The organism is Leptospira licerasiae serovar Varillal str. VAR 010 (assembly GCF_000244755.1).
Taxonomy (GTDB): domain Bacteria; phylum Spirochaetota; class Leptospiria; order Leptospirales; family Leptospiraceae; genus Leptospira_B; species Leptospira_B licerasiae.
Map to the genome: position 1 here is coordinate 64269 of NZ_AHOO02000014.1, position 14440 is coordinate 78708.

Below are 14440 nucleotides of genomic sequence, written 5' to 3' on the forward strand. Positions count from 1 at the left end.
CCAATTTTGGAAAAGACAATGGAAAGTCGGGAAATAGATAAAAGGCCTTGGGATATTCTATCTGATCCCATTGCGATTTCTCGAATTACAGAGTCTTTCCTCTACATGGAAGAACTTACAGTAAAGAGTTGGTCTTCCGACACAAAGGCGATCATCACAAAAACTTTCGGGAATTCAGGACAGATTGCCTTACGTTTTCAGAAGGGAGTTCTTATCTCTTTGGGTGAAAAAATTATTCTACAAAGAACTCTGAAACATCATATAGAGCTGAGCTGCAAGACCATTAGGCGACTTAACGACTTTGAATTCTTAATGCAAGCCGAATCGGTTTATATCGCCAAAACCAATCGAAAAGAAGAAAGACTTCGTGTTAAGAATGATTCCGTATTTGCAACGAATATAGTATATCACCCGGAACGTTTCGAATTCAACCGTCATATCTCACTGAACGTTATTCGGGAAGCACTAGAAACCTTCAAAGAAGACCTGAAACATCCCAAATTCGGAGAGATCAAGATCGGACTATTTCAATCAGGCCAAGAATCAAAATTTGAGATAGTCAGAAAAACCAAAAAGATCTTTTACATTCAAAATACGAGTAAACCTAGTTCTTACACTGAAGTTCTTCCTCAATTTGTGAACTATAGCACTTACTTCGGTAAAAATATTCTTTCTGCGATTAGAGGTTATAAGAACGAATCAATAATATCGGAGCTTATACTTCCCATTTTATATGATAAAAACGATAAAGACTCGTATCCGAAAGCTTATCTTTGGATCAGGAGTCCGCAAGAACCGATCTTAGCAGAGGATCTTTCGGAACTTTACGCGCTATCGGAAAGGATCATCAGTACGATCCGCAATTCGGATTCGATTAAGGCCACGGACCGATTTGAAGTACTTAATATTTCCGAATCAGGCGCAAAAATAAGGATACATCAAAAAGATATACTATACAATGTTTACGGGAAAGAGAGTCTTAAATTCGATCTTGTCTTCAAAGGAAGACCGCCCATTCATATGAACGCAAAGATCTGTTGGCGATCCGTGGATAGGAATGGAAAACTTTTTTTAGGTTTAAAATTCATATACGACCACGAGCAACTTGCCAGTTTAAGAAAACTAGAATACGATCTCCAATCTTTACGCAATCGTATTAACGCAGGCGGGGCTGACGCGACTGTCTTTAAAATTTACCGAAGTCTGCGTCCGAAAAGAAAGAAATTTTAATCCGATTTTCTCGCCTTTTGCTTCCGTATTTATATCGTAATTGAAATAATATCGATATGAAATGGGTGCATTGGTCCTTTCTACATATTTCTATCCTGGTCTTTTCTATAACGATCTGCGCGTTAGTCATCTGGATCGGAAAACGTATCCGGAATTCCAAAATCGCTCCCTTTATCGGGTATTTGTTGGGCAGCGTTCTCGTATTGAATGGGATAATATATATAATATATAGAATTCAAAAAGGTTATTGGGAGATCCGTTTCGATCTACCCATGGAATTTTGCGATTGGGCTATGTTCGTTACGGTCGCCGCACTATTCACTCATAATAGGCTTATGTCAGAATTATCCTACTTCTGGGTATTAAGCGGATCAATTCACGCCCTCTTAACGCCAAACTTAGCGCAAACATTCCCTCAGTTATCCTTCTTTCTTTTTTTTATCGGACACTTAGGCCTAGTTGCTTCCAGTCTTTACATAGTATTTGGGTTAGGTTTATTTCCCAGACAGGGTTCCATCCTTCGAGTTATCGTATTCTCCGAACTATATTTCATATCGGCGCTCGCTTTGGATTTTCTAATCGATGCGAATTACGGATATCTTCGCTTTAAGCCAAGCGGAGGATCGATCCTAAACTACTTAGGCGCTTGGCCAGTCTATCTCGGTTCCATACAAATTCTGGGGATAATTGCGATTGTGGCGCTTTATCTGCCGTTCAAAAGAAAACAAAGTCAAACTTAAAATCGTATCCTTTACTCGTTCAGCGCAAATCGGAAAATTCGGTATCATCGAAAACGAAGGAATATTTGATAATTATCATATTCTTATTAGAATAAGCGGCGACCAAGGGCTTGACCTCGACGAAAATTAATGACAAAATACAAAGACTCAGGATCCGAACTCAGAAATCGAATTGATGAGTCTCTGACTTTGAAGCGAGGAAAAAATGTCTTACAGTATTTTATCGATCGATAAATCGATGGCAAAGGAATTCGTTTTTACAAAAGATCTTTCTAATAGCTCGGTCATTCTACATCATGCAAAACCGGAAAAACATGATACACATTTAGATCGGATCGACAGCATCAAATCGGAAGATCTAAAACATTTTTTTGAGGAAGTCGCATCCAAACTGACGGAGGTCGAAAATATCTTGTTAGCCGGACCAGGTATGGCAAAAACACAATTTAAAAATCATTTGCTATCTCACCATTCCGCTTTAGCTAAAAGAATAGTGGGGGAAATTACTACCGATCATCCATCCGACGCAGAGCTAATAGCACTCGGAAAAAAATATTTCCAAACCCACAAACCCAAACATTAAGAGTAATGGATCGGAATCAATACTTTTAATTAAGAAATATCTACATTCATTACAAGACGAACAACTGTCTTTATTGAATTCGATATTAAACATGCTTTTTCCGATTTTTCCATAATTTTCAGGGCTTTGGCTCGGTCTGATTCGTTCGGAATTCGGATCTTCGCATCCAAAACAATTTCAGTGATCGAGTAACGTCCATCGAGCATCTCAAGTTTGCCATTCGCGGAACTTTCAAAACTGGAGTATTCAAGTTTTGAATTTTTAGCGATCGCAAGAAAAGTAGTCATATAACAACTATTAACAGAAGCTACAAACAAATGTTCCGGTGACCAAATTCCGGGATGACCACCGGGAAATTCCGGTGGTGTAGCTACTTGTATAGAAGAAAGGCCTGGCGCGGAAGCGATTCCGATCCGTTCCTTCTCCCATTTTACATGCACTTGATAGAAGTGAGTTTCCTCCATCAACGTCTTCCTTTCCCTCTTCCTCCGCGTCCGCCACCCCGGCCCCATAGAGGAGCTCCAGTCTCAGTACGAAGAACGAGTTTTTGTCCGTCTTTCGTCACTTCGCGTGCTAGTAGCATGTTTCCCATCTTGGAACCGATAATTGTGATCGTGTCATCTTTTCCGACCTTGACGGTTTGTTTATCCAGATAAAAAGAAGGCCCAAGCATTACTGTAAACGTTTCATTCTCTGATTGGAAGGTTAGATGAATCCCATCGCCCTTGTTGCCGTGAGGGATTTTCGTAACTTCCGTAACCTTACCGTTCAGCGTTACTTCTTTGGATAGGTCGTATTTCATTCCCATCCCTTGGCCCATTCCACCGCCTCCTTGGGCTTGGATCATGGAAGCTACCAACAAACTACAGATTATCATCAATATTCGATTCATATGATTCACCTTATTTTCATATGAAGAATACATAATTGAAAGATCGTTTCAAGAAAGTTTAGGGCAAATATTGATGATTTTAATCACTCAGCCGGATACTTGATGGGCGAGAAGTTCAAGTTAGTTTATTGCTTTATTGCTCTACACAAACGATCTTCATTGCTGAGCTAGAACAACCAATTGAACCCCCGGCATAGATCGCATCGGTCGACGTTGCCGTGTGATCTGCAAAATTAGCACTACTCGAGCTAGCAGTGCTCCAACCACTGCAATTATTACCACTGCTAGTCCAATCCGCAAACATTCCAGTTACGGTGAGATTTGTTCCTGAAAAAGTGGATTGAAATGGGTTGCTCAGAGGAAAGGTAAATATTCCATTTGAAGTAGTAGTCCCAATAACGGTAGTACCATCAGATTGTACATATTTTTTGTTGGCTTTTAGGACCCAATCCACATGTTCGCTCGCCCCACTCGTCGCACAATTTGCAGAAGTGCAAGCTACACGATTCGTTCCATCCACAACCAAAGCTTTATACGTTCCGCCGCCAGAGGGTTTGTTTGAATCACTGTTGCACTGAGAATCCAGACCGGAAAGCCCGCCTCCTACATCGGCCTTAACGGCAGCAATCGCGAACATCTTACTACCAGCGGAAGACTGTGACTGCATCGATAAGAGCGCTACGACCAAAGCGGAGTCATTGTCTGACGGCTTAGAACAGCCTACAGAAAGTGTGAAAATAAAAACCGTAACGAAAAGGCAGATGTATATTCTTAATGTGTGTTGAAATCCTAAGGGTCGCTTCATTTTGATTCCTTAAAAAATGAAAAATAGATAAAACCCCGTGCAGAGTTTTATTAGATAAGATAATCATTTGCCCAAAGAGATTGGGTCAATCGATTTATCTTTTAATACAATGATAAGTCAAAAAAGCAATTTAACGAAAATGAAATTTATCGGAACGAATTTAATTCCGAATGGCAATAAATTCATTATAGCGTACGAATTAGAATCATTATTTTGATAAACGAATTCTATTTTCATAAACAAAAAAAACGGGTTCATTATATTTATCGGACCATAAATCCATTCCTTAAGGAACATTATTGAACATTTGTTTATGGATTTCTTGATCTCTTGCAGCATTCCATCACAAAGTATCAAAAGAAAATCACATACTTATTACAGATTATTAAGAGCAAAAAGAAAAAAGTCGATCTTAACGATCGTGCGATAAATCAGGACAGAAGCAGCCTTAAATCCATATAAAATCTCAACAACCCCACCTAATCCTTATTCATTTAATACTCGTAATCCAAACCGAGCAAATCCTTTCCCTCAAATCCAAACCGCTCCCCCTGTATCAGAAAATAAGAATATAACAACTTTCCCCTTCAAGACTCCCCTACCTAAACACTACAATCCTGCTCTCAACACACCCTACTTTACAGATATAACTAAGAGGATACTAACTGACTTCTACCCGAAGAAGTGTCCTACTCCTGAATGTAATAGTAGAATCTTAGATAAAGAAATCTCTACTCGACCAGATCTCATTAGATGCCCACAATGTAGGTATCTAACATCAAGACTAAGTTACACTCCCCTTCATCATTTTAAACTCCCAATATGGATGTTCGGATTCGTCCTTTATGAATCTATAATCCAATACCCTAAGGTAGTAACAGCAACAGAACTAAGTAAGAAACTGAGAATAGGATATAATGCAGCCAGTTTACTAAAGAGAAGGTTTCAACTATTCGCTTCCGATCAATTACCAAAGTATAAGACCCTAACCTTCAATGCTTTAGAAGATAAATTCAGGGACTTCTTACTACCTCCTAATGAGAATAAAGACATCACCTCTAAGATGAGAAACAAGCCTTACGTTTGCGTAGACACTGCTGTATTGTATTCTGCAGGTGAGAGAGCAAGCCAAGGTAGGAAACGATACAGCCACAGAGGACAAACATCTTCTATCTACCTTTCTGAAAAACTAGGAGGGAAGCAGATTGGAACCCTAGTCCAGACTATAGCAGTGAAACATGGACCAGTATTCTTTACTTCGGTCCCGAACCAAAAGGCAGAAACTTTAGAACCTTTAATTAAAGAACATCTCCCAACCAGCACTCCACTTTTTACAGACCAAGGCTATCCCTGGCTTTGGGGAGTATATAGAAACCACAGATCAGTGAATCATTCCGCGAGATCCAAGGACAATAGGTTCAGGTTTGCTCGTAACAGATGGAGCAAGAATGGAGTTCATAACCAAGTAGCAGAAGGCAATCATAGAGTCCTTAAAACTGCTTTTGCTTCTTATGGTTACATCAGGCCAGAGTATTCGCAATTATATCTGAATGAGTTTAGCTTCATTAAGAATGCTAATGTATTTGGTTTGGATATTTTAGTAGGAGAAGGTGGGGGATCTTGTTTGAGTAGGGATGCTTTTTCTTCCAATGCGAGAGCGACGGCACGGGGAGCGGTTCGGATTGGGGGGAAAGGATCCTTATTCGAAAAGTATCCTCATCTTCTTGCTGAAAATATAATGCTGTAAGAAAACCATATCATCCGGATTTGAATCGAAAAAATTCACGCCTAATTGGTATTTTCCATTTCCGATCTCTAAGAATCGGACAACCTCTCCTCTTAGGACCAAGTTCCTTTCAGAGATCGGAACAAACATTTTGATAATATTATGCTGCTTTAAATAGTTAAAGGTCCTATTATCTTCTATTTCGAATAAAAGTCCGTTCATACTGATATCAAGGATGCGAGTCACAGCTTTTTCATTTCGGAAATTTTCTTGGCGGATATACACTTTAGTCAATGCGTAAGTAAGAATATCTCCTAATTCTTCTATATATAAGGCCTGTTGTTGAACGATTGAGAATTTATCCATCGCAGTAGAGTATACTTTTACATAGCCGATCGGATCGTTAAATAAACGAATTGGTGTGACAATATAAGAAATTAGGAAATTACGGACTTCTTCCTTTTGGAGTTCTCTAAAGAATTCGTCCGCTTTTGCTTGGCCCTTGGTTTGGATCAGGCTCAGATACTCATCTCTGAAATTATTCAGATACGGATCCTGCCCTTCTCCTATATAACTTTTGATCAAGGAGCAATCCGGAACATAAACGGAACGATTATATTTTTTGACGAAGTCTCCAAAAAATCCCCCGTCTTTCCCCGGTCCGAAAAATACGAGCTCGTAGTCTTTGGAGATACCCAAAATATATTCCGTAACCATTAAATTGATCAACTTAAGACTGGGATTATCCTTTTTAATCTCTTTCATAAGATGGAAAAATCTTTGCTCTACACTTAGATTTTTTCCAAGTTCTCTTTCTCCTCCGCTCAATGAGCGATAGAGAATCACATAATTCATAAATAAGTCGTCTACGGCGACTCTGAGATTTTTTCGGAATGCGGCTGCCTGTAATTCGGAAGGGATCTTTATCCGGACATGATCTTCCCAAAAGTCGAGAAGTACCACTTCGAATTGATAGAGTATATTCAAGATTTCGAAACTGATTTTCGCTCTTAGTATTCCTTTAGGTTGCAGATAGGGAACGTATAGAACGAGAGTATCCTCGCCGACTTCTTCGACTACTGAGTTAAGTTTCTCTCCTTCATAATCGAAAGGAAACTCTCTTTGGTCCGCTTTCAAACTATAGAATAGGTGTTTAACCAGATTGATATCGGAACCGATGATTGTTTCTCCAAACATCGTTTCTAAAATTGTAATCAGTTCCTGGAGTGTATCCGATCTTCCTACAGCCATAGCGGTCCGGGTAAAATTTTCCCTTATCTTTATTTTCGACTTCGGGACTTTAGGAATCCAGTGCTGTCCTCCGGAAATCGGAGCATTCTTCTTTTTTTCTAAAATGAGACATATACGAGTATTTTCCGGAAGGAAATTATTCGGGGGAATTTTATCCTTTTGCCGAAAAATAAATCATGGCAGAGAACAAGTCCGAACTGAATCCAGAACTTTTCGATATGATGCGTCGTGGACAACTTTCCGCGAACAAGATCCTCAACTTAATTTCACTTAGGGAACTTGTGGATAAATTCGCAACTAAGCCTTTTTTAGAAGATGATAAACTGCAGGAGATCAAGGCGCGCACTGGAGTGGAACCGGACATTCTCACTTGGGGCGATTATTTCCAGACCGAGATTGCTTCCCGCTATTTTGATAAGTCTGATTCTGAATTTTCTAAGATCGTGAACACTATCCGTTTCGATCTGATCTCGGCACATCTCATCTTCTCAGATAAACCTGATTATTTTGTGGATTCAGTCAGAGGCCAGGCTCTTGTCTCTAAATCTATCGATAGCAGTTTCTGGACTTTGGAAGACGAAGAGAATGTTCATTTAGAAATTCTTCTGGATTATTACGACCAAATGGGCATCGGCGAAAGACCTCTTTCAGTTTCCGATAGAGTTTGGTACGAAAGTTTTGAATTAAAACAGGAAGCTGTTTAATGGCATTAGTCGATTCAGAAACGGTAGAACTTTCTTCCGAATCAAGAATAGAAATTCTTTATCTGAACAACCCTGAGACCAAGAACTCCATGACCGTTCCGATGGGTTTGGAGTTTAAAGCTCATATTGAAAATCTGAAAAAGAACCCGCCTAGAGCGGTTGTGATCGCTGGAAAGAACGATATTTTCTCCGCCGGTGGCAACTTTGAATTATTAAAATCTTTTGCTGAGAAATCTTTCGAACAAAACAAAAAAGAAATGTTCGAATTTTATAATCTATTCTTAAGCGTCAGAGATCTAAATGTTCCTGTGATCTGTGCGGCAAACGGTCACGCAGTCGGCGCAGGTCTTTCCATCACTCTTGCTTGCGACTTAAGGGTTTTTGCGGACGAAGGAAAATACCAATTTAATTTCGTAAAATTAGGGATCCATCCCGGGATGGGTTCCAGCTATCTCACTAAAGAATTATTCGGAATGGAAATCGCAAACAGGCTTCTATTCTTAGCGGAGACTGTAAGCGGCAAAGAAGCTCTTTCTTTAGGCATCTGTTACGATTCAGTTCCAAAGGCCGAAGTTTTACAAAGAGCAACTGAGATCGCCATATCTCTCAGCGAAAGCGCTCCCATGGCCCTTAGCGAATTAAAAAAGAATATATACGATCGTGAAAAACTGAATGCGGCGTTGCGTAAAGAAGCAGAATCCCAAGCTCTAAACTTTCTATCTCAAGACTTTAGAGAAACGATTAAATCTATAGAAGATAAGAGAAAGCCGATATTCAAAGGACGTTAGTCAAATCGCCCAAGTTAAAACGGGCTGCATTGGTAATCTTGGTCTTAGGACCGGGATTATAAATTCTTTAACAAAGGTTTTAATTCCAGAAGTATCTGTTCTTCAGGAATTGCTAAATCCAATTTATCCACTTTTTTAGGAATTCTTCCGGAAGAAACGTCGTCTCCGAGCGCCTTTATCTTAGCTAAGATCGCCTGGTCCGTACAATTTGAGATAGAAATGATATTAGGCACTTCTTTTCCCCAAGAAAATTTAAGTCCTGGAGAATCCACAAAGAAGGATTCGGTAATCCCATCCCCTTCCTTGTCGATCATCGTGTAAACCGTGGAATCTCCGGTAACTACTGTTACCTTCTTTCCTTTTAAAAAACGATCCACTTTGATCCGGGTATTCGTCATGTCCCGGTTCCAAATATAATAATACAATTTATCTATCTGAGAATCGATCAGTCGGTCTACAGCGGTTTTAAAAAGTTGTCCGTATTTTTTCCCAACTTCTTCTTCTCCTTTCATGAGACCATCTACTTCTCTTGGAGTGGTAGAATGTAGATAAAAGTCAGGGAGTCCGTTAGAATGATTCGTATAGAATACTTGTTCTTTTCTATCTCCCGGATAAGGATTAGAATCTACGGAAGTATTATGCAAAAAACCTAATAGGAATTTTTTCCTTTCCTGGGTTTTAGATTTTTGCTCTTCGAATCTTGTTCTAAGAGAACTCGTTTTAGGAGAATCTTTTCCATAAATACGTTCGGTTCTTACGTATTCGGCATATGCAGCTTTCTCGGCAGCATAGGACTTCAGAAGTTCATCATCATATTTTAATAGAAGATCGAATTCCTTATTCTTTTCTTCCGGTTCAGAAGAAGCTCCCGCACTAACATTCGCTTTGCTTGTTTCCGCCTGGTTTGGTTCCGTTTTAGAAGTAGGTTTGGTTCTTTCCGATTCAGGTAATTTATAATATTCCTGTTCCAGTTCTTTTAATCTGGTGAACTTATAAATTTTATTTAAGTAATCCTTTTCCTTCTCCTTTACCTGGGCCGGATCGTCGAATCCGTCCTTTAAAAGGGTAAGTTGCCCTCTATCTATGATGAGTAACGTAGCTTCGGAAGTATCTCTGTTTAAATTTCTTTCCGGAAGTGCCTTACCATCCTTATCCACCAACTGAATATAATGAAACGCCACGCGATCTGTGCGGAAATCGTTGATATTGGTTACGTCAGGAGAATTTTGCAGATCCGGAGCCGCAGATAATATTGCACCGCTTATGATCAAAAGAATAAAAACGACTAAGGTTGTACGTTTGGACCCGGACATGTCCTTAATACTATCGGCTTTAGAAAGGGCCAAAACAACCCTTTCGCCCAGTTAATTTAGCAGGAAAACCTAGGATAAAGTAGAAATCTTAAGGCTGTCTTGTGTGGGCGGAAGATAACAAATAGCTTAAACCGGGTAAATCTCCTGCTTCTCCGCCTAATCGATATTCTATCCTATTTAGATCAGGATAGTTTTCGAATAAGGTTTTTTCGGTAGCTAAGAATGCGGAAGATAATAAGCCCAATTTTTTACGCTCTATCTCTGCAGATTTCTGTTCTTCTGTCATCTGACTTGCGTAAGTATAATCGATCCTAAATTTCATATCGGAAAGTAGATTTTCTAATGTGGACTTTCTCAGATCCAAGATCAATACATCTCCTCTTTTCCAGATAGAGATGACTGAGTCTTGCAAGTTCGGAAGTTTTTTTAGATTTCTATATTGAGCGGAAGCATTCGGAACAGTAGGATCGAAATAACTGGACTCTCCAGCTTCTCCCACTAATGTCAAAACATCATGTCTAAAGTCTTCGCCGGTTAAGAGGACCTTTCTTTTTACAGGGAATACCTGACCTTCTCCATCTGAACCGTATATTACGATTTCTTTTCTAGGATCGAAATTAGGTAGATCGTATAAAGTAAATGGAACCAGTAGTTTTAAAGGATTTTTTCCGGCAAGGATGAAGCCTGTAAGAAATAATAATACGATGATCCAAGAATAAGTTAAGAATAATATCCTTTTGGACTCTTTGGAATCGGCAGCTCTGGTTGCGAGCCCGAAAACCCAAGCATAGAAGGTATCCAATTGAGCAAGGAAGCGATTCCAAATTTCCTTAATCTTTTGCAAGTTCATACGCTCTCACACCTTCTAATATACTTTTGGCTAATTTCACTTGGTGAGTTTTATCGGCCAATACCTCTGATTCTTTGTTATGGGTGAGGTAACCCATTTCGACTAGGATTGCAGGCATCAAACTTCCCCTTAACACGGAAAAGTCCGCTTTCTTCACTCCTCTAGACAATATCTTTGGACCAAGGTTTTTTTTCATCTCGGATTCGACACTTCTGGCGAGAAGGCGGCTTCTTCTTTGGATCATGGAGGACATCATTCCGGCCTGGATCTTGCCGTAGGAGCTCCCACCTTTCTTGCCGGAAATCCCGTTTTCGAATAAGGAAACTTCTCGAGCGGTCTCGGTACTAGGGGTCTGGGATAAATAATACACTTCGAATCCGTTTACATCGGAAGAGATGGAAGCATTACAATGCAAACTTACAAACAGGACCGATCCGCCCTTTTGGATCTCTTTATTTGCGATCTCTGACCTTCTTTCCAATTCTATAAACGAATCGTTGGATCTGGTCAGTATCACTCTGACTTCAGGATATACCTTATTCAGGAATTTTTTCAAAAAACGGGCCACCTGCAGGGATACTAACTTCTCTTGCATCCCTTTATCTGAAGAAGTCCCCGGGTCTTTTCCTCCATGTCCCGCATCCACTATGATTGCGGAAAGTTTTAATCTTTCGGCCTTGGGTAATAGATCGAATACAAGTTCATCTTCTTTAAATTCGTAACTTACATCTCCGGGCAATAAACGAACGAAGATCGCCTCGACCAGATCAGGAGGAAGTAAGAAATCCTTATCTTTATAGACCACAGGTAAATTCGTTTTTTCCAAACTACCATTGATCGCATAAAAGGAAGCTCCGATCCGAAATCGTATCTCACCGGAGGCATGAGAGATAGAGCCTACCAATGTGGCAGACTCGAATTTGGATTGTAGTCCCGGGATCTTTTTATGGATCTCTTCGAAGGAAACGTATCCGTTCTTGCCGATGGTTTGTATCCTAGATTCGGCAAAAACAGGTGCGCTAAAGATTAAAAAGAATCCTAACCCCCAAAGAAGGATTTGATCCTTGTCCAAATTGATCCCTTCTTCTTATCTGATGATCTTTTAGAATCGTTTATATCGAATAGATTACGTTTGCTCTTATCGTAATTCGATTTTTGTTTTTTATTCTCGTGATTTTGATGATTTGGAGAATGTTGTTTTTGGAAATCGGAACGTTGTTTTCCTTTCTTCTGGTTCTGATTTTTCTGGTTTCTATCTTTACGAGAGCCATTGGAGCCGAACACGCTGTCCGCTTTTTGTAAAAACTCTTGGGCTTCTTGGATAGCGGCTTCCGGTCTTTTTTTGTGACCACCGTTCTGCTTGGCCGGTCGAGAATCTCTGTTAAAATCTTTTTTGCGATCTCCAGATTCTCTATTCCAGTTTTTCTCCCCTCTTTGATTCCCGCCGTTACCGTTACGTTGGAAATCACCCCTTTGTTTTTTGGGACCTCTGTCTCTTCCTTGGTTTCTATTCCCATTTCTTTCGACAGGAGCATTGTCAAACGCATCTCCACCTATAAAAACTTGGAACTCACCTGCAGGGAATGTAAGCGCTTCTTCGTGGACAGGAAGAACATCTATCTTTTGTTTCAGATATTTTTCTATCTTCTCTAATTCTACGTAATCAGATTCGGAGCAGAAGCTGATGGACTTGCCGACTCTTCCCGCTCTTGCAGTTCTTCCGATCCTATGCACATAGTTCTCGGTGTCTTGAGGAAGATCGAAATTAAAAACTACTTCGATATTTTCGACGTCGATGCCGCGACTTGCAACATCGGTCGCGACCATAAACTTGAACTTTCCGGATTTAAAATCCCTCATCAGTCTAAGTCTTTTTTTCTGGTCTAGGTCGGAAGAGATCCCTGTGATAGGAATTCCATATTTTCTGAGAGAATAGACTATTTTAGGAATATTCGCTTTAAAATTTGTGAATATAATTCCTTGTCCTTCCAGTTCTTCGGCAAGGATAGAGTTCACCATATAAGGTAACTTCTCCTCTCTTCCCAAATGAACCAGTTTTTGGTCGATCCTTTCCGTAATGAGTTTATCCGGATTGATCTGTATCTCCACAGGCTCGTTCATAAAACGATATGCAAGACGCATAACTTCGACCGAGAGAGTTGCGGAGAAAAGTAAGGTTTGTTTTCTATTCTTACATTTATGAAGAAGCCAACGTATATCGTATATGAAACCCATATCTAACATACGATCCGCTTCGTCCAGAATGAAGAACTCTACCTTTTCTAGATCGGCGCTTCCGCTTCTTGCTAGGTCGATCAATCTTCCCGGAGTAGCAACGATAAGGCCGTTGAGTCCGTTTAGATCTCTGTTCTGGACTTTATAGTCCGTTCCGCCGATAATCGGGACAACTCTGTAGTCCGTATATTTCAGCAACTTTTCGGCTTCTTCCGAAATTTGGATCACTAACTCTCTAGTTGGAGCAAGGATCAGAGTGCTGACTCCTTGCATTCCTCTTGTCAAGATGGAGTGAATGGTAGGCACCAAGAATGCCACAGTCTTGCCGGTCCCTGTTTGAGCTAAACCGGTTACATCCCTACCTTCTATTCCGGGAGGGATTGCTTTTTCTTGTATTGGAGTGAGCTCGGTAAATCCTGCTTCTTGGATTGCTTTTTGCAGGTTAGGCTCTAGATTTAATTCTTCGAATTTCATATTTTTTTAATCGCGATTGAGTGGAATGTGTCGGCGTAGCAGGAGAGGTTTGCGTAGCGAACAAAGAGCCGATGTGTCAGGTATTTGCCTTTCCATCCCTTGTCTCTATTAGGGTGGTATGACATTGGTTTCCTATATACCGTGACGAGACCGTACATTTTCAACATTTTTTTCAGAGAATCGGGTGAGTAATCCCAAAAATGGTCCGACGGATGAGTACGAAACCATTCTTCAGGATTAGTTTGAAAAGAAGGTCCATTCAATGAAGGAAGACCTAAGAATAAGAGCCCGCCCGGCTTTAACAATTTGTTGATCCTATCGAAAACAAGCTCCGCATTCGGAAAATGTTCTATTACAAAAAACGCACAGACCGCATCGAAAGTTTCCTTGGGAAAAATGGAGTCGTCCAAAAAAGAACCGGAGATAACATCCAAACCTAATTTATCTTTGGAATACTCCGCTTCCGTGGAGGAAAGCTCCAGACCTTTGACTTTATATCCCTTCTTCTCCGCTTCGGATAAAAAGAAGCCTGCTGCAGATCCGATCTCGAAAAGAGTTTTTCCTTTCGGATCTTGGAATGCGCTCATCATTTCTAAACGTGCCTTAGCTAAATTTCTAAGCTGAGGTTCATCCTCATAGTAGGTCTTTTTGTACTGATTCTTGTATTCTTCCTGAAAATAGGAATCTTCGTAATGCCTTTCCTTTGCCAATTTATAGAAATGGACCCCCGTGCGACGGCATACCATATAGGCTTCCGGATATTCTGGGTGAGGTTCCAATTCGAGTATTGAGGACATGCTTGCCTACAAGAAGCTTGTCATAAAGTCTTCCCTACGTAAAGGAAAATCC

The 14440-nt window shown here is 40.2% G+C and carries 15 protein-coding genes; 6 read left to right on the forward strand and 9 right to left on the reverse strand.

All coding sequences use genetic code 11. The annotated features are described in order from the left end of the window. The first annotated feature begins 18 nt into the window (after window positions 1-18). From LEP1GSC185_RS18785 to LEP1GSC185_RS18795, 3 genes are all read left to right on the forward strand, one after another. Window positions 19-1230 (forward strand): DUF1577 domain-containing protein, encoded by a 1212-nt coding sequence (locus tag LEP1GSC185_RS18785; RefSeq protein ID WP_010515949.1) that lies wholly within the window; start codon window positions 19-21, stop codon window positions 1228-1230. Between the two features lie 56 nt (window positions 1231-1286). Further along, the gene (locus LEP1GSC185_RS18790) at window positions 1287-1970 is read left to right on the forward strand and encodes a YwaF family protein (protein ID WP_008593371.1); all 684 of its coding nucleotides are present in this window, start codon (window positions 1287-1289) and stop codon (window positions 1968-1970) included. A gap of 205 nt (window positions 1971-2175) precedes the next feature. After that, on the forward strand, window positions 2176-2553 hold the full coding sequence (locus tag LEP1GSC185_RS18795; protein WP_008597322.1) for a hypothetical protein: 378 nt from the start codon (window positions 2176-2178) through the stop codon (window positions 2551-2553). Between the two features lie 29 nt (window positions 2554-2582). On the opposite strand, the gene LEP1GSC185_RS18800 is transcribed toward LEP1GSC185_RS18795, so the two are convergent. The 3 genes from LEP1GSC185_RS18800 to LEP1GSC185_RS18810 all read right to left on the reverse strand — a co-directional run bounded on the left by LEP1GSC185_RS18800 (window position 2583) and on the right by LEP1GSC185_RS18810 (window position 4082). Next, window positions 2583-3017: an OsmC family protein gene (locus tag LEP1GSC185_RS18800; RefSeq protein WP_008593167.1), complete on the reverse strand. Its 435-nt coding sequence runs from the start codon at window positions 3015-3017 to the stop codon at window positions 2583-2585. Continuing rightward, a complete protein-coding gene (locus LEP1GSC185_RS18805; RefSeq protein WP_010515951.1) occupies window positions 3017-3445 on the reverse strand; it encodes a MamS/MamX family magnetosome protein in 429 nt (142 codons plus the stop codon). The genes LEP1GSC185_RS18800 and LEP1GSC185_RS18805 overlap by 1 nt, the downstream gene beginning before the upstream one ends. A 133-nt stretch (window positions 3446-3578) precedes the next feature. Next, window positions 3579-4082, reverse strand: coding sequence for a DUF1554 domain-containing protein (locus tag LEP1GSC185_RS18810; RefSeq protein WP_232298471.1), 504 nt, complete (start codon window positions 4080-4082; stop codon window positions 3579-3581). A 631-nt stretch (window positions 4083-4713) separates the two neighbouring features. Here LEP1GSC185_RS18810 and LEP1GSC185_RS18820 point away from each other — a divergent pair. Further along, the gene (locus LEP1GSC185_RS18820; RefSeq protein WP_232298474.1) at window positions 4714-5997 is read left to right on the forward strand and encodes a transposase; all 1284 of its coding nucleotides are present in this window, start codon (window positions 4714-4716) and stop codon (window positions 5995-5997) included. Here LEP1GSC185_RS18820 and LEP1GSC185_RS18825 read toward each other — a convergent pair. Beyond that, the gene (locus LEP1GSC185_RS18825; RefSeq protein WP_008593353.1) at window positions 5950-7227 is read right to left on the reverse strand and encodes a PilZ domain-containing protein; all 1278 of its coding nucleotides are present in this window, start codon (window positions 7225-7227) and stop codon (window positions 5950-5952) included. The genes LEP1GSC185_RS18820 and LEP1GSC185_RS18825 overlap by 48 nt on opposite strands. Window positions 7228-7403: 176 nt before the next feature. Here LEP1GSC185_RS18825 and LEP1GSC185_RS18830 point away from each other — a divergent pair, with 176 nt between their 5' ends. After that, window positions 7404-7931 carry a hypothetical protein gene (locus LEP1GSC185_RS18830; RefSeq protein ID WP_008593110.1) on the forward strand — a complete coding sequence of 176 codons (528 nt, stop codon included), beginning with the start codon at window positions 7404-7406 and terminating at the stop codon, window positions 7929-7931. Beyond that, window positions 7931-8719, forward strand: a complete 789-nt coding sequence (locus LEP1GSC185_RS18835) for an enoyl-CoA hydratase/isomerase family protein (RefSeq protein ID WP_008593264.1) — start codon at window positions 7931-7933, stop codon at window positions 8717-8719. Before LEP1GSC185_RS18830 ends, LEP1GSC185_RS18835 begins: the two co-directional genes overlap by 1 nt. Window positions 8720-8775: 56 nt before the next feature. Here the strand turns inward: LEP1GSC185_RS18835 and LEP1GSC185_RS18840 are convergent, their stop codons facing one another. The 5 genes from LEP1GSC185_RS18840 to LEP1GSC185_RS18860 all read right to left on the reverse strand — a co-directional run bounded on the left by LEP1GSC185_RS18840 (window position 8776) and on the right by LEP1GSC185_RS18860 (window position 14388). Then, the gene (locus LEP1GSC185_RS18840; RefSeq protein WP_010515954.1) at window positions 8776-10032 is read right to left on the reverse strand and encodes a hypothetical protein; all 1257 of its coding nucleotides are present in this window, start codon (window positions 10030-10032) and stop codon (window positions 8776-8778) included. A gap of 88 nt (window positions 10033-10120) precedes the next feature. Further along, complete coding sequence (locus LEP1GSC185_RS18845) at window positions 10121-10882, reverse strand: LIC_10740 family protein (protein WP_008593307.1); 762 nt, start codon at window positions 10880-10882, stop codon at window positions 10121-10123. Continuing rightward, entirely contained in the window at window positions 10863-11954 is a 1092-nt protein-coding gene (locus tag LEP1GSC185_RS18850; RefSeq protein WP_008593416.1) for an N-acetylmuramoyl-L-alanine amidase family protein, read from the reverse strand. Before LEP1GSC185_RS18850 ends, LEP1GSC185_RS18845 begins: the two co-directional genes overlap by 20 nt. Further along, entirely contained in the window at window positions 11921-13591 is a 1671-nt protein-coding gene (locus LEP1GSC185_RS18855) for a DEAD/DEAH box helicase (protein ID WP_008593259.1), read from the reverse strand. The genes LEP1GSC185_RS18850 and LEP1GSC185_RS18855 overlap by 34 nt, the downstream gene beginning before the upstream one ends. Next, window positions 13588-14388 carry a class I SAM-dependent methyltransferase gene (locus tag LEP1GSC185_RS18860; RefSeq protein ID WP_008593428.1) on the reverse strand — a complete coding sequence of 267 codons (801 nt, stop codon included), beginning with the start codon at window positions 14386-14388 and terminating at the stop codon, window positions 13588-13590. Before LEP1GSC185_RS18860 ends, LEP1GSC185_RS18855 begins: the two co-directional genes overlap by 4 nt. Window positions 14389-14440: the final 52 nt, after the last annotated feature.

Bases quoted from the DNA above. Each gene is read 5' to 3' on its own strand.
- LEP1GSC185_RS18830 (WP_008593110.1), top strand. From the start codon at position 7,404: ATGGCAGAGAACAAGTCCGAACTGAATCCAGAACTTTTCGATATGATG.
- LEP1GSC185_RS18800 (WP_008593167.1), bottom strand. From the start codon at position 3,017: ATGGAGGAAACTCACTTCTATCAAGTGCATGTAAAATGGGAGAAGGAA.
- LEP1GSC185_RS18790 (WP_008593371.1), top strand. From the start codon at position 1,287: ATGAAATGGGTGCATTGGTCCTTTCTACATATTTCTATCCTGGTCTTT.
- LEP1GSC185_RS18825 (WP_008593353.1), bottom strand. From the start codon at position 7,227: ATGGCTGTAGGAAGATCGGATACACTCCAGGAACTGATTACAATTTTA.
- LEP1GSC185_RS18785 (WP_010515949.1), top strand. From the start codon at position 19: ATGGAAAGTCGGGAAATAGATAAAAGGCCTTGGGATATTCTATCTGAT.
- LEP1GSC185_RS18810 (WP_232298471.1), bottom strand. From the start codon at position 4,082: ATGTTCGCGATTGCTGCCGTTAAGGCCGATGTAGGAGGCGGGCTTTCC.
- LEP1GSC185_RS18795 (WP_008597322.1), top strand. From the start codon at position 2,176: ATGTCTTACAGTATTTTATCGATCGATAAATCGATGGCAAAGGAATTC.
- LEP1GSC185_RS18835 (WP_008593264.1), top strand. From the start codon at position 7,931: ATGGCATTAGTCGATTCAGAAACGGTAGAACTTTCTTCCGAATCAAGA.
- LEP1GSC185_RS18860 (WP_008593428.1), bottom strand. From the start codon at position 14,388: ATGTCCTCAATACTCGAATTGGAACCTCACCCAGAATATCCGGAAGCC.
- LEP1GSC185_RS18805 (WP_010515951.1), bottom strand. From the start codon at position 3,445: ATGAATCGAATATTGATGATAATCTGTAGTTTGTTGGTAGCTTCCATG.
- LEP1GSC185_RS18840 (WP_010515954.1), bottom strand. From the start codon at position 10,032: ATGTCCGGGTCCAAACGTACAACCTTAGTCGTTTTTATTCTTTTGATC.
- LEP1GSC185_RS18845 (WP_008593307.1), bottom strand. From the start codon at position 10,882: ATGAACTTGCAAAAGATTAAGGAAATTTGGAATCGCTTCCTTGCTCAA.
- LEP1GSC185_RS18855 (WP_008593259.1), bottom strand. From the start codon at position 13,591: ATGAAATTCGAAGAATTAAATCTAGAGCCTAACCTGCAAAAAGCAATC.